We start from the raw sequence: 15,955 nt of genomic DNA on the forward strand, positions 1-15,955 counted from the left end.
AGCGGGCTCTTTTATTAACTAATAACGTCGGTAACAATGGCTTTCTTGTGCTAGAAACGCGCCCGGAATTTTGCGGCATCAACTATCGCCCATAAATGGGCAATGGCGGCGATAATGGCGGGGATAATCAGCCACCAAAGCGTATAACCAACTGCGCAGACAACAAAAAACAGCAGCGCTGCCAGCACACGCCCCTGTACTAACTGGCCTAAGCCGGGTATAAAAATATTACATAGTGCGGCGATAACATTACCGCCAGAGCCCTGACCTGACATAACTCACTCCTGTTCATCCGGTTAATCGTTACCAGTACACTGCGACGTCCGCGTTATTGTTTTAGCGTCGCAATAAATTGCTGTGATTCACTAATCGCTTTATTCATATTACGGAGAAGCACGCTGATATCACGTTCAATGCCGGCAAACTCGCCCCGCAAGGCACCAATGGCCTGGGCATTTAAATTATGTTTTAAATACAAACTATTGTCCCGCAGGCTATCCAGCACCGGCGCCATAGAACCTTCGGCCTGGCGCATGGTGCTCAGCAGTTGTTTATACTGGCGCTGGGTAGCGGCCAGCTTGGCGCTGCTGTCTTGCTTTAGTTTAGGATTGCTGTACATTTTCAGCTCGTCCTGCCATTCATCGAACAAGGCTTTGGCAACATCATCGATGCTGTTGATCCGATCTGACACATTGGCAGCCGCGCTGTTACATGCCTGATACTGTTTATCTGTTAATTCATACTGGCGTTGTAAATCGCCGCCTTCAAACTTGATTAACTCGCTAAATTGCGCCAGGGCAGAGCTGAATTGTTGCTGAGCCTCTTGCTGAGCGTTTTGCGCTTTTTCAACCCGTTCAGCCAGGATGTCACGCTTATGCACCCCGACTTTCTCCATCGCCGAGTAGTACGCGCTTTGACAACCTGCCAGCAACAGTAGTGACAACACCAGTAAAACGATACGCATAGGAGTTCCTTGGTTGGGGTTGGACAGCTAGCTATCAGCTCCGACAATAGCAATTCATTATTAGTTTACAACATAAATCAGGAAAAAAATGTCGTAGATCAAGCTATAAGCACTGTAATAGCTATACTCTGTAACAGATATGTTTAACAGGAGCATTTTTTGCTGAAACAGCTTTGCGGCGTTGCCCGCCTGAATTTTTTAAGCCTGAGCTTGCTATGTGTTGCCCTGGCCGCCACCGCCAGCTGGCAAGCCGGCCAGGGGCTGTCAGTTGGCTCGCTGCTATTGGTAACTGCCATCGCATTGTGCGCCCATATAAGTGTCAATGCGCTGAACGAATACCAGGACTTTAAATCCGGGCTGGATTTTCTGACTAAACGCACGCCGTTCAGTGGTGGCAGCGGTACCCTGATCACTTATCCGGAGGCCGCTTACCCGGCATTATGGCTGGCGGTTATCAGCTTACTGCTGGTAATTAGCGGCGGTTTATACCTGAGCTACCAGCTAAACTGGCAACCCCTGTTAATTGGTATTCCGGGGGTGGCGCTTATTTACGGCTATACCCGGTACGTTAACCGCTGGCCGTTACTTTGCTTGCTGGCGCCGGGATTGGGTTTTGGTGTCTTTATGCTGCTGGGCAGCTATTGGGTACTGGCAGGCAGCATCAGTGCCGGCGCCTGGCTGCTGGCCTTGATTGTCACCTTGCTGGTGAGTAATTTATTGCTGCTAAACCAATTTCCGGATGTTGAAGCTGACCGCCAGGTCGGCCGGCGTCATTTACCTATTGTGATTGGCCGGCGCCACAGCGCCAGTGTTTATACCTTACTGCTATTACTCAGCTACCTGCTACTGATTGCAGGGGTGATTTCTGGCATTTTACCCTGGCAATGTTTACTGGGCCTGCTGAGCCTGGGGCTGGCAGTAAAGCTGCTACCAGGATTATTTCGTTATGCCGACAAGCCAGAGCAACTGAGTCGCTATCTGGGGCTGAACGTGTTGTTATGCCACCTGTATCCACTGTTATTGCTGGCCGGGTTGCTGTGGGCCGGCCCCGCCTGACGCTAAGGACAACTTATGCAACAATTGCAACAGGATATTATTGTAGTCGGTGGTGGTGGGGCTGGCTTACGGGCCGCTATTGCCGCGGCCGAGGCGAATCCAAAGCTGCAGGTAGCGCTGCTATCCAAGGTATACCCGATGCGCTCGCACACTGTAGCCGCCGAGGGCGGCGCTGCTGCTGTTACCTTAACTGAAGACAGCCTGGCAGCCCATTTTCAGGATACAGTAAGTGGTAGTGACTGGCTGGCCGAGCAGGATGTGGCAGCGTATTTTGTTAAACATGCCTATCAGGAGCTGGTGCAGTTAGAGCGCTGGGGTTGCCCCTGGAGCAGAAAAGCAGATGGCAGCGTGCAGGTGCGTCGTTTTGGCGGCATGAAAACCGAGCGCACATGGTTTGCCGCCGATAGAACAGGCTTTCATATCTTACATACCTTGTTTCAAACCTCGTTACGCTACCCGTCTATTCATCGTTTTGATGAATACTTTGTACTTGATTTATTAGTGGTAGAGCAACGCATTGCAGGCGTGCTGGCTATCCAGTTCAGTACCGGCCAGCTGGTGCAAATTCGCGCTAAGGCCGTTATTCTGGCCACCGGCGGCGCCGGCCGGGTGTTTCATTACAACACCAATGGCGGCATTGTTACCGGCGATGGTATGGCGCTGGCGTATCGCCATGGCGTGGCACTGCGCGATATGGAGTTTGTGCAATACCACCCTACAGGCCTGCCGGGCAGTGGCATTTTAATCACCGAAGCCTGTCGTGGCGAGGGCGGCATTTTGCTCAACAAGGACGGTTACCGGTATTTGCAGGACTATGGCCTTGGCCCCGAAACGCCCGTTGGTCAGCCGAAAAATAAATATATGGAGCTGGGGCCGCGCGATAAACTGTCACAGGCATTCTGGCAGCAACAGCAACTGGGTTTAACCGGTGACTATCAGGGGCATGCTGTGGTGTATCTGGATTTACGCCATTTGGGCAAAGCGCATTTAGCCAGCCGGCTGCCCTTTATCTGCGAGCTGGCCAACGCCTATGTCAATATTGATCCGGCCAGCCAGCCTATTCCCATTCGCCCGGCGGTGCATTACACCATGGGTGGCATTTTAACCGACATCAACTGCCAAACCAGTATCAGCGGCCTGTTTGCGGTAGGCGAATGCGCCTCGGTCGGCTTGCATGGCGCTAACCGGCTGGGCTCGAATTCGTTATCTGAGCTGCTGGTGTTTGGTAAGGTCGCCGGCGAGCAAGCGGCTGCGCAGGCAGAGCAGGCAAACATAGCGCCGTTTAGTGCCGTTGCCGGGCAATGCCAACGCCAGCAAAGTTATATCAGCAGCCTGTTTGCCGACAGCTGCAGTGATTCCAGCGTAGCGATTCGCACTGAGCTTACCCTGGCCATGGAGCAAGGCTGCGGCATATACCGTGACAACGCCGGTATGCAGCTATGCTTAAACCGTCTGCAGGCATTAAAAGACCGTTTTCAGCAGCTGAAAGTGACCGATAACAGCAACCTCTTTAACAGTGCCTTGTTGCAACATCTGGAGCTGGGCTTTGGGCTGGACGTGGCTGAAACCATTTGCCGCAGCGCGCTGGCCCGCACCGAGTCGCGCGGTGCGCATCAGCGGCTGGATCAGGGCATGACTACACGAAACGACACTGACTTTTTACAACACAGCCTGGCGCTGCGTCAGCAAGATGGCAGTGCCGCTATCAGCTGGCAGCCGGTCACCATTACCAGCCTGCCACCCGCCGCCAGACACTATGGCTCTCAAGCAAGTGGTTCACCGGGGAATGACACAACAGGAAGCAGCCAATGAACAAAAGCATCAGTATTGCCCGTTATCACCCCGAACAAGATAACCAGCCACGACTACAGGCGTATCAGGTACAAAGCGATCACAGTACCTCGGTGCTGGATGCGCTGCTGCAGGTGCAGCAACAAGACCCCAGCCTGGGTTTTCGCTGGTCGTGCCGGATGGCAATATGTGGCTCTTGTGGTGTGATGGTGAATGGCATACCTAAGCTGGGCTGTAAAACCTTTTTGCGGGATTACCCAGACGAGCTTACCGTCAGCGCGCTGGCGCATTTTGCTGTGGAAAAAGATTTAATAGTGGATATGCAACCGTTCTTACAACATCTGAACGCCGTAAAACCTTATTTGATTAACAGTGAACAAAGCGCAGAGCCACACCGGCAAACCCCGGCGCAGCTGGCCAAATATCAGCAATTTGCAAACTGCATTAATTGCGGCCTTTGCTATTCGGCCTGCCCGCAGTTTGGTTTAAACCCGGAGTTTCTGGGGCCGGCCGCCATTACCCTGGCCCAGCGCTACAACCTGGACAGCCGCGACCAGGGCAAAGCAGCAAGAATGCCGCAGCTTAATGGTAAAAACGGCGTCTGGAGCTGCACCTTTGTCGGCTTTTGCTCTGATGTCTGCCCGAAAAAGGTCGACCCGGCAGCGGCAATTAACCAGGGCAAGGTAGCGTCGGCCGGTGATTTTATTATCAGCATGTTTAAATCTTAAGGAGCGAGGCCGCGATGAGTGACAAGCCTGTCAGCAACAAAACAGCACCCGGCCCCTACCAGCCGGTAATGCACCGCTACTGGTGGCTGCAGCACCGTTACTTCAGGCTGTATATGCTGCGTGAAGCCACCGTATTGCCACTGTTATTTTTTATTGGCTGCCTGCTGTATGGCCTGTATTGTCTGGGCCAGAGTGAAGCACAGTGGCAAGGCTGGCTGGCGTTTATGGCCCAGCCCTGGGTAGTGCTCCTTAATCTGCTGGCCTTTATTGCCAGCCTGTTTCATGCCAAAACGTTTTTCGAACTGTTTCCAAGAGTGATGCCGCTGGCGCCAGCCGGCTTCATGATTGCCGGCCAGTGGCTGGCCACCTTGCTGGTGGCAGCGGGTCTGATTGTTATACTGGGAGGCTGGATATGAAGATCGAAACAGCGCAACCTAAACGCTCGGATGAACCTATCTGGTGGGCACTGTTCAGCGCCGGTGGTGTCTGTTTTGCGGTGGTGCTTCCCGGCGCTATTTTAGCGCTGGCAATCCTGCCAGCACTGGGGCTCACAACTGGCGATAGCCTGAGTTACGCGCGCATGGCAGATATGGTATATCACTCGCTCTGGGGTTTGGCTGGCTTAGCTTTTGTGGCTGCCGCCATTTGCCTGCCATTGTTTCATGCGGCGCATCGCATTCACCACGGCCTGCATGATTTACAGCTGGGCGGTGGTTTAGCAAGTAAACTGCTGTGTTATGGCCTGGCGGCACTGACTAGTGCCACAGGCGTTTGGCTGTTAGTGAAAGCTTGGGTTAGCTAGCTGCTTTGGTTAACTGGCTGCTTTGGTTAACTGCGCGGCCAGCTGCAACAACTTCGGGTAAAACTCTTTGCTTTGCTGGGCTATCTGATCCTGCTCAACCAACACATCATGCAGAATTTGCTCGGTGGTCAGCGGGTTAGCCAGCACCACCCGAAACACGATCGTTTCCTGCCGATCGTATGCTGCCGGGGTTAAGCGGGTACGCGACACAAACGACTTACCTTCTTCCCGTTGCCGTTTCTGCACAAACTTGGTCAGGCCATTTAGCAGCTCATTAAACTGCTGGCGCTGCTCGCTGCTGGCAATAGCCATGGCTTTTTGCACCTGCGCCGGTACATAACGGTAGGTTAGCAGACACAGCTCAGGCGCGGTAATCAGTTCAAAATCGATATTGTGCTCAATTAAGGTGGCAAAATAGCGGGCTTTTTCTAAAGAGCGGTTAATCAGAATTTCATAACCATCGCGGCCAATGACCTGCAAGCAGGCATGCACCAGCATCGCCATGCCCGGCCGCGAGCCTTCCAGCGTCTGGCTACCTAAGTCCTTTGAGCCTTTACGCAAAATATATTCTGCGTGGTGCTCAATGGCATGCGCCGATGACGGGTGCTTAAACACCACCATGCCAGCGCCCATTGGCACATACATTTGCTTATGGGCATCAATGGTAACCGAATCAGCGCGTTCTATACCGGCCATCAAATGGCGGTACTGATCAGACAGTAAGGTGGCACCGCCCCAGGCGGCATCAACATGGAAATGACACTGAAACTGTTCAGCTAAATCAGCCAGCTCTGCTAACGGGTCAATATTACCGGTCTCAGTGGTGCCGGCTACGCCAACAATGGCCAACACTTTAATATTTTGCGCGCTGAGCTCAGTCAGCGTTTGCTGCATTTGCGCCACATCAACTTTATTATCAGCGTCAGTCTTCACGCTCACCACATAATCGCGGCCGATGCCAAGCACATCGGCCGCTTTACCCAGTGAATAATGGCCACGCTCTGACACTACTAACGCCAGACCATCGTAACCATAATGCTTTAAAGCCCGGAATAAGCCTTCTCTGGCGATACCTTTGAACTCGCCATCGGCGCGTAATAAGCGGTTACGGGCGATCCACAGCGCGGTAATATTGGCAACAGTGCCGCCAGAGCAAAAGGCACCTAACGAATGGTTGGCACTGTGCATCCATTTTTTATAGAAACTGTCTTTTTCGCCGTACACTAAATGGTGCATCATACCCAGTACCTGACGCTCCAGCGGGGTAAAGGCCTTCGATGTTTCAATTTTCACCAGGTTCTGGTTCAGCCCCACCATCATTTTTGACAAGGGCAGTACAAAATAGGGCAAGGCTGAGGTCATATGACCAATAAAGCTGGGCGAGGCGGTATGCACTGAATGCGCCACCAGCTTTTGCATGATGCTTTCAGCATAATCGGATACAAATTGCGGCGACAACGGAATTTGGTGCGCCTGAAAATCACGCTCAATCTGCCATAATGGCTTTTCCAGCGCGACGATGCTTTCACGTAAAAAACCCGCCAGATTCTGTGACAGGTTCTGTTCAATAATACTTAAAGTAGAATCCGGCGCCTCGGGTACGGTAAAAATACGCCAAAGCGCATCTTCAGAGGCGGCGGCCTGCCTTTTGGTCGGTTCTGTCATGCGTTATGCTACTCACTAAGCCGAAACATCAGCCCACTATAGGTTTATAACTTCTGGTCTACAGCAAAAGCGCGCAGACAGCTGTGCAGAAAGGGCCTAACTCTACTGCAACTGTCATAAAATGTCTGCAAAAATTTCAATGACAGCAGCCGCCCTAACTGCGCAGGCCAATACCCTTGTTAATTAAATACAAAGCAAAGCTAAACATCACTACAATAAAACTGATCACTACCGTTAATGCCACAACCAGGCTGACATCACTCACCCCCAGAAAACCATAGCGAAAGGCATTTACCATATAGACTATCGGATTCAGCGCCGCCACTTTTTGCCAGAAGCCGGGCAGCATGGTTAGCGAGTAAAACACCCCACCCAGATAGGTTAACGGCGTCAGCACAAAAGTCGGAATAATACTGATGTCGTCGAAGGTTTTCGCGTAAATGGCATTAATTAAGCCGCCCAGTGCAAACAGCATCGAAGTCAGCACTACGGTAACGATAATAATTGCCACGCTATGCAGATGAATGTCGACAAAAAATAGCGATAAAATGGTGACGATGATACCAACCAGCATGCCACGGGCCATACCGCCACCAACATACCCCAGCACAATCAGGTAATTAGGCACCGGCGCCACCAGCAACTCTTCCACATTACGTTGAAACTTGGCACTGAAAAACGATGACGCAACATTAGCGTAAGAGTTGGTGATCACCGCCATCATTATCAGGCCGGGCACAATAAACTCCATATAGCTAAAGCCGCCCATGTCACCAATCCGCGAACCAATTAAACTGCCAAAGATCACAAAATACAGGCTCATAGTAATGGCTGGTGGCACCAGGGTTTGCACCCAAATTCGCATAAAGCGGGTGATTTCTTTGTCTAAAATACTCTGCAGGGCTATCAGATAACTGGCACGCATTAGTGGCTTACTCCCCGGCCGTTTTCGACCAGCGTCACAAATAGCTCTTCCAAGCGATTCGCTTTATTCCGCATCGACAAAACATTGACCTGCTGGCTGCTAAGCTGACTGAAAATCGGGTTTAAGCCCTGACTTTTTTGCACATCCACTTCAATACTGTGCTCGTCCAACTCGCGCCAGGTTACATCGTCCAATTGCAGATTGGCCGGTTTATGTGCTAAATCGAAAATAAAGGTTTCAATGGTCAGCTTATTTAATAGCGCCTTCATGCTGGTGTTTTCGATGATCCGGCCCTTATCGATAATAGCGATATTGCGACAAAGCATTTCGGCTTCTTCCAGATAATGCGTAGTGAGAATAATAGTAACGCCGGCTTTGTTAATTGTGCGCAAAAAATCCCACATGGAACGGCGCAGCTCAATATCGACGCCGGCAGTAGGTTCATCCAGAATTAACAGTTTAGGCTCATGCATTAAGGCGCGGGCAATCATTAACCGCCGCTTCATGCCACCCGATAATTCCCGGGCCCGGGCATAGCGTTTATCCCATAACCCCAACTGCCCCAGATACTTTTCGGCGCGGCTTAACGCCAGCTTTTTGGGGACGCCATAGTAACCGGCCTGGTTAACCACTATTTGCAGCACGGTTTCAAACTGATTAAAGTTAAATTCCTGCGGCACTAAGCCCAGCTGGCTTTTCGCTTGTTCCAGCTGGCTATCAATATCAAAACCAAATACGCTGACCTTACCGCTGCTTTTGTTAACCAGCGAGGTAATAATGCCAATAGTGGTGCTTTTACCCGCACCATTGGGACCCAGCAAAGCGAAAAAATCGCCCTGCTTAACTTGCAAATCAATACCAGTAAGGGCGACAGTGCCGCTTTTATACACCTTATGTAAGGCTGAAATATCTAACGCCAGACTCACTCACGCTCTCCTGCTGTACTATCGTTGTTGTCACGCTCGCCGCCATAACCCCAGCGGGCCGTAAGCTGCTGTTGCAGCCCTAACTGATCTAAAATGCGCGCCACCATAAAGTCGACTAAATCACTGATTTGTTTCGGCTGGTGATAAAAGCCGGGGGCCGCCGGCATAATCGTTACCCCAAGCCGCGCCAGTTTCAGCAGGTTTTCCAGATGAATGGCACTGAGCGGGCTCTCCCGTGGCACTAAAATCAGCTTACCGCCTTCTTTAATCACCACATCGGCCGCCCGCTCTATCAGATTATCGCTGGCGCCGCATGCTATCGCCGACACCGTACCGGTTGAGCAGGGGCAAATCACCATCTGCTTTGGTGCAGCTGAACCCGACGCTACCGGCGAGAACCAGTCATCTTTGCCGTATACCGTTAACTGGCCAGGGGCGCAGTTAAACTGCGTCTGCAACTGTTCGGTACATTTATCCGGTGCGCCGGCCAACTTAATATTATGCTCGGTGGCAAATACCACCCGCGCCGCACTGGAAATAAGTAAGTGCACCCGCACTCCCTGCACTAACAATAGCTCGAGTAAACGCCAGCCGTAAGGCGCACCTGAAGCGCCGGTAAAGGCTAAGGTTATGTCCTGCATACTCACTCCCATTTTTGCGCTAAGGCGCTAATCAGCTTATCGTGAATACCAGCAAAGCCGCCGTTACTCATAATTACGATGTTATCACCCCTGGCGGCTTGCCCGACCAGTAAACCGACCAGTGCCGCAATATCATGCGACAAATGGGCCTTGGGGCTTAAACTGCGGGTTAAGGCATCCAATGACCAGTTGGCGTTTGCCGGCTCATACAAATACACCTGGTCGGCAATGGCTAACGACACCGGCAACGCCGCTTCGTGCACCCCCATGCGCATTGTATTAGAGCGTGGTTCCAGTACGGCAATTAACCGGCCCTGGCCCACTTTATTGCGCACACCCTGCAAAGTAGTGGCAATGGCGGTTGGGTGATGGGCAAAGTCATCGTAAACTTTAATGCCGGCAATCTCCGCTTTTAGCTCCATTCGCCGCTTCGGTGCCACAAACTGGCTCATCGCCTCTAACGCCACAGCAACCGGCACGCCGGCATGGCGCGCGGCGGCAATGGCCATCACGGCATTATCAACATTATGCTGACCGCACAGTTGCCAGTGCAGTTCGCCTTGCAACTGCTGCTGATAAAACAATTTAAAAGCGCTGCCATCGTTTTGAATCAACTCTGCCCGCCAGTCCTGGCCATAACTCTGACGCTCACTCCAGCACCCCATGGCCAGCGTCTGGCTGACAGCTTTGGTATCTTCTGGTGATAACACCAGACCGTTAGCCGGCACCATTCTGAGTAAATGATGAAATTGGCGCTGAATAGCGGCTAAATCCGGGAAGATATCAGCATGGTCAAACTCCAGATTATTAATTATCAGGGTGCGCGGCCGGTAATGAACAAACTTCGAGCGTTTATCAAAAAAGGCAGTGTCGTATTCGTCCGCTTCAATTACAAAAAATGGCGATTGACCGAGCCGGGCCGATGTATCAAAATTTTGCGGAATGCCGCCAATTAAAAAGCCCGGCTCCAGGCCGGCCGCCTCTAAAATCCAGGCCAGCATGCTGCTGGTGGTGGTTTTACCATGCGTTCCGGCCACCGCCAGCACCCAGCGGTCGTGCAATACTTGTTCAGCCAGCCACTGTGGGCCTGAGGTATAGCGTAAGCCGCGGTCAAGCACATATTCAACCGCCTCGTTGCCGCGGGATAAGGCATTACCAATAATAACTAAATCCGGCTCGGGCGAAAACTGGCTGCTGTCGTAGCCCTGCACCAAACCGATACCCAGTGCCACCAGCTGCTCACTCATTGGCGGATACACATTTTGATCGGAGCCGGTCACCTGATGGCCCAGCGCTTTGGCAATAGCGGCAATGCCGCCCATAAAGGTGCCGCAAATACCTAAAATATGAATATGCATCAGTTATTTCCTGCTGCGCAGGCCCGTTGATAACAGAAAAACAGATAAAACTACGATCAAAACTGCAATTTAACAATAAATTCTTTAAAATAGCCCAGCCCTACACATTCACTACAGCAATAAAAGGAATAACAACATGCGCCGTATTTCCCCGGTACTGCAGCAGGACGGAGTCGAACCTGAGTTAATTGCCCTGCTTAAAACCATTCTGGCTGCCTGTCGCGAAATCTCTTTCCGGGTCAGTCAGGGTGAACTGGCAGGGGTATTAGGTTCTACCCTTGGCGAGAATATTCAAGGGGAAACCCAAAAAAAACTTGATGTCATAGCCAATGAATTATTAAAAGAAGTTATCCTGGAAACAGGCGTGGTAAAAGCCATCAGCTCAGAAGAAGAAGATCATATCGTTGCCGGCAACCCGCAGGGAAAATACCTGGTAACCTTTGACCCGCTGGACGGCTCGTCTAACACCGATATCAACAGCTTAATTGGTACTATCTTTTCTATTCTGCCTGCCGACCCGGCCAAAGCGCCGGACGATGCCAGCTTATTTTTACAGCCTGGCACTGCTCAGGTTGCCGCCGGCTATGTACTATACGGCCCCTCGACTATGCTGGCACTGACTACCGGCCATGGCACCCGTTTATACACGCTTGATAATACCTATGGTGGTTTTTTGCTGACCGGCGATCAGGCTGCCATTCCAAAATACACCACCGAGTTTGCGCTTAATATGTCTAACCAACGGTTCTGGCAGGAACCTATGCAGCGCTATGTCGCTGACTTACTGCTGGGCAAAACCGGCCCGCGCGGTAAAAACTTTAATATGCGCTGGATTGCGGCCATGGTGGGTGATGTGCACCGGGTGTTGTGCCGCGGTGGCATTTTTGCCTACCCGCGGGACACCAAAGACTCAACCAAACCGGACAAATTGCGACTAATGTATGAAGCCAATCCGATGAGTTTTCTGGTAGAACAGGCTGGCGGTATCAGCTCAACGGGGTATGAGCGTATCATGGAAATAATACCAACCGATATTCACCAGCGGGTCGCGGTTATTCTGGGCTCAAAACATGAAGTAGAAACCTGTATTGGATATCACAAAGCATAGCCATTTTTACTGCCGCCGCTATAATAGCCGGCGCTGATTAAACGATAAGGAAGCAACATGAGCTTAAGCGACGTAGCAGCAGGTAAAAACCTGCCAGACGAAATTAACGTTATTATTGAAATTCCGGCCAATGCCGACCCGATTAAATATGAAGTAGATAAAGACACGGGTACAGTCTGGGTTGACCGCTTTATGTCAACGCCAATGTTCTACCCTTGCAACTATGGTTTTGTAAACCATACCCTATCGCTTGATGGTGACCCGGTTGATGTGTTAGTGCCAACCCCTTACCCATTAGTGCCAGGCTCGGTTATCAGATGCCGGCCGGTTGGGGTATTAAATATGGCTGATGAGTCAGGCGAAGATGCCAAAGTGATTGCCGTGCCAATCAGCAAGCTGACCAAACTGTATGACCATATTCAGGATATCAATGATGTACCGGAATTGTTAAAGCAGCAAATTCAACACTTCTTTGAGCGCTACAAAGAGCTGGAACCAGGTAAATGGGTGAAAGTACAGGGTTGGGCTGATGCTGCTGCTGCCAAGGCTGAAATTATGACATCGTTTGAACGAGCTAAAAAATAACAACTCACTGTTAAGGGGGGTGTTATACATTAAAAAAAGCCGCTTTATGCGGCTTTTTTTAATGCTGATTGCTCATGACTTAGCCACTTTCTCTGTATTGTTTGCAGCGAGATACTGCAGCAATTCAGCGGTTGGCATCGGTTTAGCAAACAAAAAGCCCTGCACCTCATCACACCCCATGGCTTCTACCGCCTGTTGCTGCTCGACAGTTTCCACCCCCTCGGCAATGGTAGATAAGCCCAGACGTTTACCCAGATTAATAATAGTTTGAGCAATCACCTCACCGGCTGGTTCAGTTACTTCCCGTACAAAAGCCCGGTCCACTTTTATCCGATCCAGTGGCAACTGCTGTAAGTAACTTAATGAGGAGAAGCCGATGCCAAAATCATCTATCGCCACTTTAATACCAGCATTCTTTAGCTTTTGCAGCGCATCAATCACGATTTTTGGCTCATCCATTACCACCGACTCGGTGATCTCAAGCTCTAACAATGCCGGGTCAATACTGTATCGATTAACACAGTCAATCACCGTCTGCACAAAATGATGATTCCGAAACTGCGGCATTGATACATTGACGGCAATGCGTAAGTTGTTGTAGCCCTGACTTGCCAGATGCTTTATTTGCTGACAGGCCTGCTCCAACACCCAGCTGCCGATTTCGACGATAAGCCCTGAGTATTCGGCCAGCGGAATAAACACCGCCGGTGAAATATACTGGCCATCAGCCACCGGCCAACGCAGCAATGCCTCCATGCCAACAACCTGCTTGGTACTCAGCGATATTTGTGGCTGATACCAGAGCTCAAGTTTGTCACGGCTGAAATCAGTGCGCAGCTTGCGCAATAACGATAAGCGCTCTGCCATTTCATCTTCCATTTCTGGCTGATAAAATTGATAATTCTGGCTGATACTTTTTTTAGCTTTGTTCAGCGCAATATACACATGCTTCAGGATAGTCAGCCCTTGCTCAGCTGAATCAGTTAAGCGACACAAGCCAAAGGTAGCGGTAACCTGCAACGCATGCTCTGAAGCCTGAAAGGGCTCGTTAAACACTTCTTCTAAGCGCTCGGGGGTTAACTCTTGCGCAGGGCCTACCACCCCAAATACGTCAGCGCCGATGCGGCCTAACTGGCAACTGGTGCCAAAAAAAGCAATTAAGCGTAAGGTCAGGGCGATCAGTAATTCATTGCCAACATCCTGGCCTAAGCCATCGTTCACATCGGAGAAATGATCAATGTCAATTAGTACTGCCACCATACCCTCAGCATCAAAACGGCGGGTATCCTGCAAGATTTGAATAAACTCGTTGCGGTTTGGCGTCTTGGTCAACGGGTCAATATAGGCGGCATGCTTCAGCTGCTGAAATAAGGTGACATTTTCATAGCCTATCGAGATATTACTTAAAAATACCTCTATCAGCTGCCGATCAAAAGCCTCTATCGGCCGGTTAGTTTCAATATAAACCGCCGCGCAGTGACTATCACTCCCCAGATACAACACCGTATCCTGCTGGCCAAAAATGTTCTGGCGCTGGCTCAAACATAAATTAATCTGTTGCACGATACGCGGATTATCTATGCGATCCAGCTGGCACTTAATAAAAGGCGCATAATGCCCGGCCGCGCCCAACACATATATTTTATCGCTGGCGCTGCCGTCATCTTCTATCTGAGCACACAGCACGCCTTCGGCATGCAGACCAATTAACGAGGCAATCTGGGTAACCACGCCTTCTGAAAATTCATGTAATGAATGCTGTTCAAGTAAATTAGCACCAGCATTAATAATTTTCTGTAAGCCAATCCGGTTTTGATTAATGGTGCGGATTTGCTGATATGAACGAAGCGAGGCAATAATAGCGGTAACCAATTTACCGCGGGTTAATTCAGTTTTGGTTTTGTAATCATTTATATCGTATTCTTTAATCACGCTTTCTTCAGGCGCGTAACCCGGCTGGCCAGTTCTGAGCACAATTCGCAACTCTTCCAGATGCAGTTCGTCACGGATCCGCTGCACCACTTTTAACCCAGCATCATCTGACTCCATCACCACATCAAGTAATACCATGGCAATATTATCGTTATGCTGTAAAAAGCGAATGGCTTCATCGCCAGAGTAGGCATGGTGAAAGCTCAGCTTGCGGCCCATGACGATAAGGTCATTCAGTGCCAGCTTAGTGACGGTGTGGATTTCTTCGTCATCATCGACGATAAGAATATTCCAAACACCTAATGCCAGTTCCGGTTCCAACGAGGGCTGCTCGTCTTCTGCGAAAAACAGAAAATCTTCATCTGTTTCATTTGATTTCATGATTACGCCTTGCTCAGACTCTTAACTTAAATATACATGTATAAGTTAAAAAACAAAAAACGAATTATCATTTATTTTTAGCTTAGTTAACTTTGATAGTGCCGGGCACAAATAATGCCGGCCTACTTGCTGCTGCAGCGGCTTAATGCCAAGATAACATTAATTATTCGACAAATATCGGATTTATTTTGAGTAAAGTAACCCCGGCATCTGGCCAGCAGCGGCTGCTAAGGCTGGCACGCTATCACCTTGGCGCCCCGGTCACCAACAGAACCTCAGCCCCCCTTACTGATACCAACCATGAAAATGCAGACAACACCCCGGGCAGCGCTAAACATCAGCAACTTGCAGCCCGCTCAGGCGCACCTGAACCCGTCGCTGAGCTAAGCCTGGCCCAGCGAGTTAACCGCCGCTTACAAATGCAACGTGAACGCCAGCAGCAAAATCTGGAAAAAATCATGGCGTTAGCGCTGGAGTATTGTCCAGAGCGAGTATCAGCCCAGGAGGTCGACCCTGACTGGTTTGCTCAGTACTGTGAATTAGTACTGGATATTTCTAACGACAATATGCAGCAACTATGGGCAAAAATCCTGGCTGGAGAGATTGCCACACCAGGCCGTTTTTCCTTAAAAACGCTGCAAACTTTGCAGCAAATGAGCCATAAAGAAGCACAAAGCCTGCAATTGGCAGCCAGTTTAAGTTGCCGCAACCGACAGGAACAAAGCGGCCGGATATATTTTGGCTATATTCGTAAGCCGTCATTGTGGCAGTTACTTACCGGTCGTAGCATGGCGCTGCTTAATTTAAGCCAGTTTGGCTTATCGTATCCGCAAATTCTGAACCTGGTAGATATCGGCATTTTGCATAGTGTCGAGATTGAAAGTGGTGAATTACAACCCGGACAAGCTTTTAGCTGGCAATTTCAAAGCCAGACTCTGGAGTGCACAGCCCTGCAACGCGGTGTTGTTTTGCAGTACTACAAATACACCGCCGTGGGTACCGAATTGCTCCCACTGCTAAACAGCCCAACCCACAGTGGCTATTTAGCAGCGCTGCAGCAGCAATTGGCAGGCGTACTGCAATTTAAATAAAC

General features: G+C 50.4%; 16 protein-coding genes. 8 read left to right on the top strand and 8 right to left on the bottom strand.

Annotated features, from left to right (window positions below):
* Positions 1-50: 50 nt before the first annotated feature.
* Both WG68_RS15570 and WG68_RS15575 read right to left on the bottom strand, forming a co-directional pair.
* The gene (locus WG68_RS15570; RefSeq protein ID WP_046558649.1) at positions 51-275 is read right to left on the bottom strand and encodes a hypothetical protein; all 225 of its coding nucleotides are present in this window, start codon (positions 273-275) and stop codon (positions 51-53) included.
* Positions 276-328: 53 nt separating this feature from the next.
* Positions 329-964 carry a DUF2959 domain-containing protein gene (locus WG68_RS15575; RefSeq protein ID WP_046558650.1) on the bottom strand — a complete coding sequence of 212 codons (636 nt, stop codon included), beginning with the start codon at positions 962-964 and terminating at the stop codon, positions 329-331.
* A gap of 159 nt (positions 965-1,123) precedes the next feature.
* Here WG68_RS15575 and WG68_RS15580 point away from each other — a divergent pair, with 159 nt between their 5' ends.
* Genes WG68_RS15580 through frdD form a run of 5 tightly spaced genes read left to right on the top strand, consistent with a single transcriptional unit; the run spans position 1,124 to position 5,341 of the window.
* Positions 1,124-2,020 carry a prenyltransferase gene (locus tag WG68_RS15580; protein WP_046558651.1) on the top strand — a complete coding sequence of 299 codons (897 nt, stop codon included), beginning with the start codon at positions 1,124-1,126 and terminating at the stop codon, positions 2,018-2,020.
* A gap of 15 nt (positions 2,021-2,035) precedes the next feature.
* A complete protein-coding gene (gene frdA / locus WG68_RS15585; protein ID WP_046558652.1) occupies positions 2,036-3,832 on the top strand; it encodes a fumarate reductase (quinol) flavoprotein subunit in 1,797 nt (598 codons plus the stop codon).
* The gene (locus tag WG68_RS15590; protein ID WP_046558653.1) at positions 3,829-4,539 is read left to right on the top strand and encodes a succinate dehydrogenase/fumarate reductase iron-sulfur subunit; all 711 of its coding nucleotides are present in this window, start codon (positions 3,829-3,831) and stop codon (positions 4,537-4,539) included. Before frdA ends, WG68_RS15590 begins: the two co-directional genes overlap by 4 nt.
* A 14-nt stretch (positions 4,540-4,553) precedes the next feature.
* Positions 4,554-4,955 (top strand): fumarate reductase, encoded by a 402-nt coding sequence (locus WG68_RS15595; RefSeq protein ID WP_046558654.1) that lies wholly within the window; start codon positions 4,554-4,556, stop codon positions 4,953-4,955.
* Positions 4,952-5,341 (top strand): fumarate reductase subunit FrdD, encoded by a 390-nt coding sequence (gene frdD, locus WG68_RS15600; protein WP_046558655.1) that lies wholly within the window; start codon positions 4,952-4,954, stop codon positions 5,339-5,341. The genes WG68_RS15595 and frdD overlap by 4 nt, the downstream gene beginning before the upstream one ends.
* Before the next feature lie 9 nt (positions 5,342-5,350).
* Here frdD and panP read toward each other — a convergent pair whose 3' ends face one another.
* The 5 genes from panP to mpl all read right to left on the bottom strand — a co-directional run bounded on the left by panP (position 5,351) and on the right by mpl (position 10,856).
* Positions 5,351-7,006, bottom strand: coding sequence for a pyridoxal-dependent aspartate 1-decarboxylase PanP (gene panP / locus WG68_RS15605; RefSeq protein ID WP_046558656.1), 1,656 nt, complete (start codon positions 7,004-7,006; stop codon positions 5,351-5,353).
* A 154-nt stretch (positions 7,007-7,160) separates the two neighbouring features.
* Positions 7,161-7,931, bottom strand: coding sequence for an ABC transporter permease (locus tag WG68_RS15610; protein ID WP_046558657.1), 771 nt, complete (start codon positions 7,929-7,931; stop codon positions 7,161-7,163).
* The gene (locus WG68_RS15615; RefSeq protein WP_046558658.1) at positions 7,931-8,857 is read right to left on the bottom strand and encodes an ABC transporter ATP-binding protein; all 927 of its coding nucleotides are present in this window, start codon (positions 8,855-8,857) and stop codon (positions 7,931-7,933) included. Before WG68_RS15615 ends, WG68_RS15610 begins: the two co-directional genes overlap by 1 nt.
* Entirely contained in the window at positions 8,854-9,498 is a 645-nt protein-coding gene (locus WG68_RS15620) for a flavin prenyltransferase UbiX (RefSeq protein ID WP_200897612.1), read from the bottom strand. Before WG68_RS15620 ends, WG68_RS15615 begins: the two co-directional genes overlap by 4 nt.
* A 2-nt stretch (positions 9,499-9,500) precedes the next feature.
* The gene (mpl, locus tag WG68_RS15625; RefSeq protein ID WP_046558660.1) at positions 9,501-10,856 is read right to left on the bottom strand and encodes a UDP-N-acetylmuramate:L-alanyl-gamma-D-glutamyl-meso-diaminopimelate ligase; all 1,356 of its coding nucleotides are present in this window, start codon (positions 10,854-10,856) and stop codon (positions 9,501-9,503) included.
* A 136-nt stretch (positions 10,857-10,992) separates the two neighbouring features.
* Between mpl and WG68_RS15630 the strand changes: the two genes are divergently transcribed.
* A complete protein-coding gene (locus WG68_RS15630) occupies positions 10,993-11,964 on the top strand; it encodes a class 1 fructose-bisphosphatase (RefSeq protein WP_046558661.1) in 972 nt (323 codons plus the stop codon).
* Between the two features lie 57 nt (positions 11,965-12,021).
* Positions 12,022-12,549, top strand: a complete 528-nt coding sequence (ppa, locus tag WG68_RS15635; protein WP_046558662.1) for an inorganic diphosphatase — start codon at positions 12,022-12,024, stop codon at positions 12,547-12,549.
* 72 nt (positions 12,550-12,621) lie between these two features.
* Here ppa and WG68_RS15640 read toward each other — a convergent pair whose 3' ends face one another.
* Positions 12,622-14,862 (bottom strand): two-component system response regulator, encoded by a 2,241-nt coding sequence (locus tag WG68_RS15640; RefSeq protein WP_046558663.1) that lies wholly within the window; start codon positions 14,860-14,862, stop codon positions 12,622-12,624.
* 188 nt (positions 14,863-15,050) lie between these two features.
* Between WG68_RS15640 and WG68_RS15645 the strand changes: the two genes are divergently transcribed.
* Positions 15,051-15,953 (top strand): TIGR03899 family protein, encoded by a 903-nt coding sequence (locus tag WG68_RS15645; RefSeq protein WP_046558664.1) that lies wholly within the window; start codon positions 15,051-15,053, stop codon positions 15,951-15,953.
* The last annotated feature ends 2 nt before the right edge of the window (positions 15,954-15,955 follow it).

The organism is Arsukibacterium ikkense (assembly GCF_000987775.1).
Lineage (GTDB): Bacteria > Pseudomonadota > Gammaproteobacteria > Enterobacterales > Alteromonadaceae > Alishewanella > Alishewanella ikkense.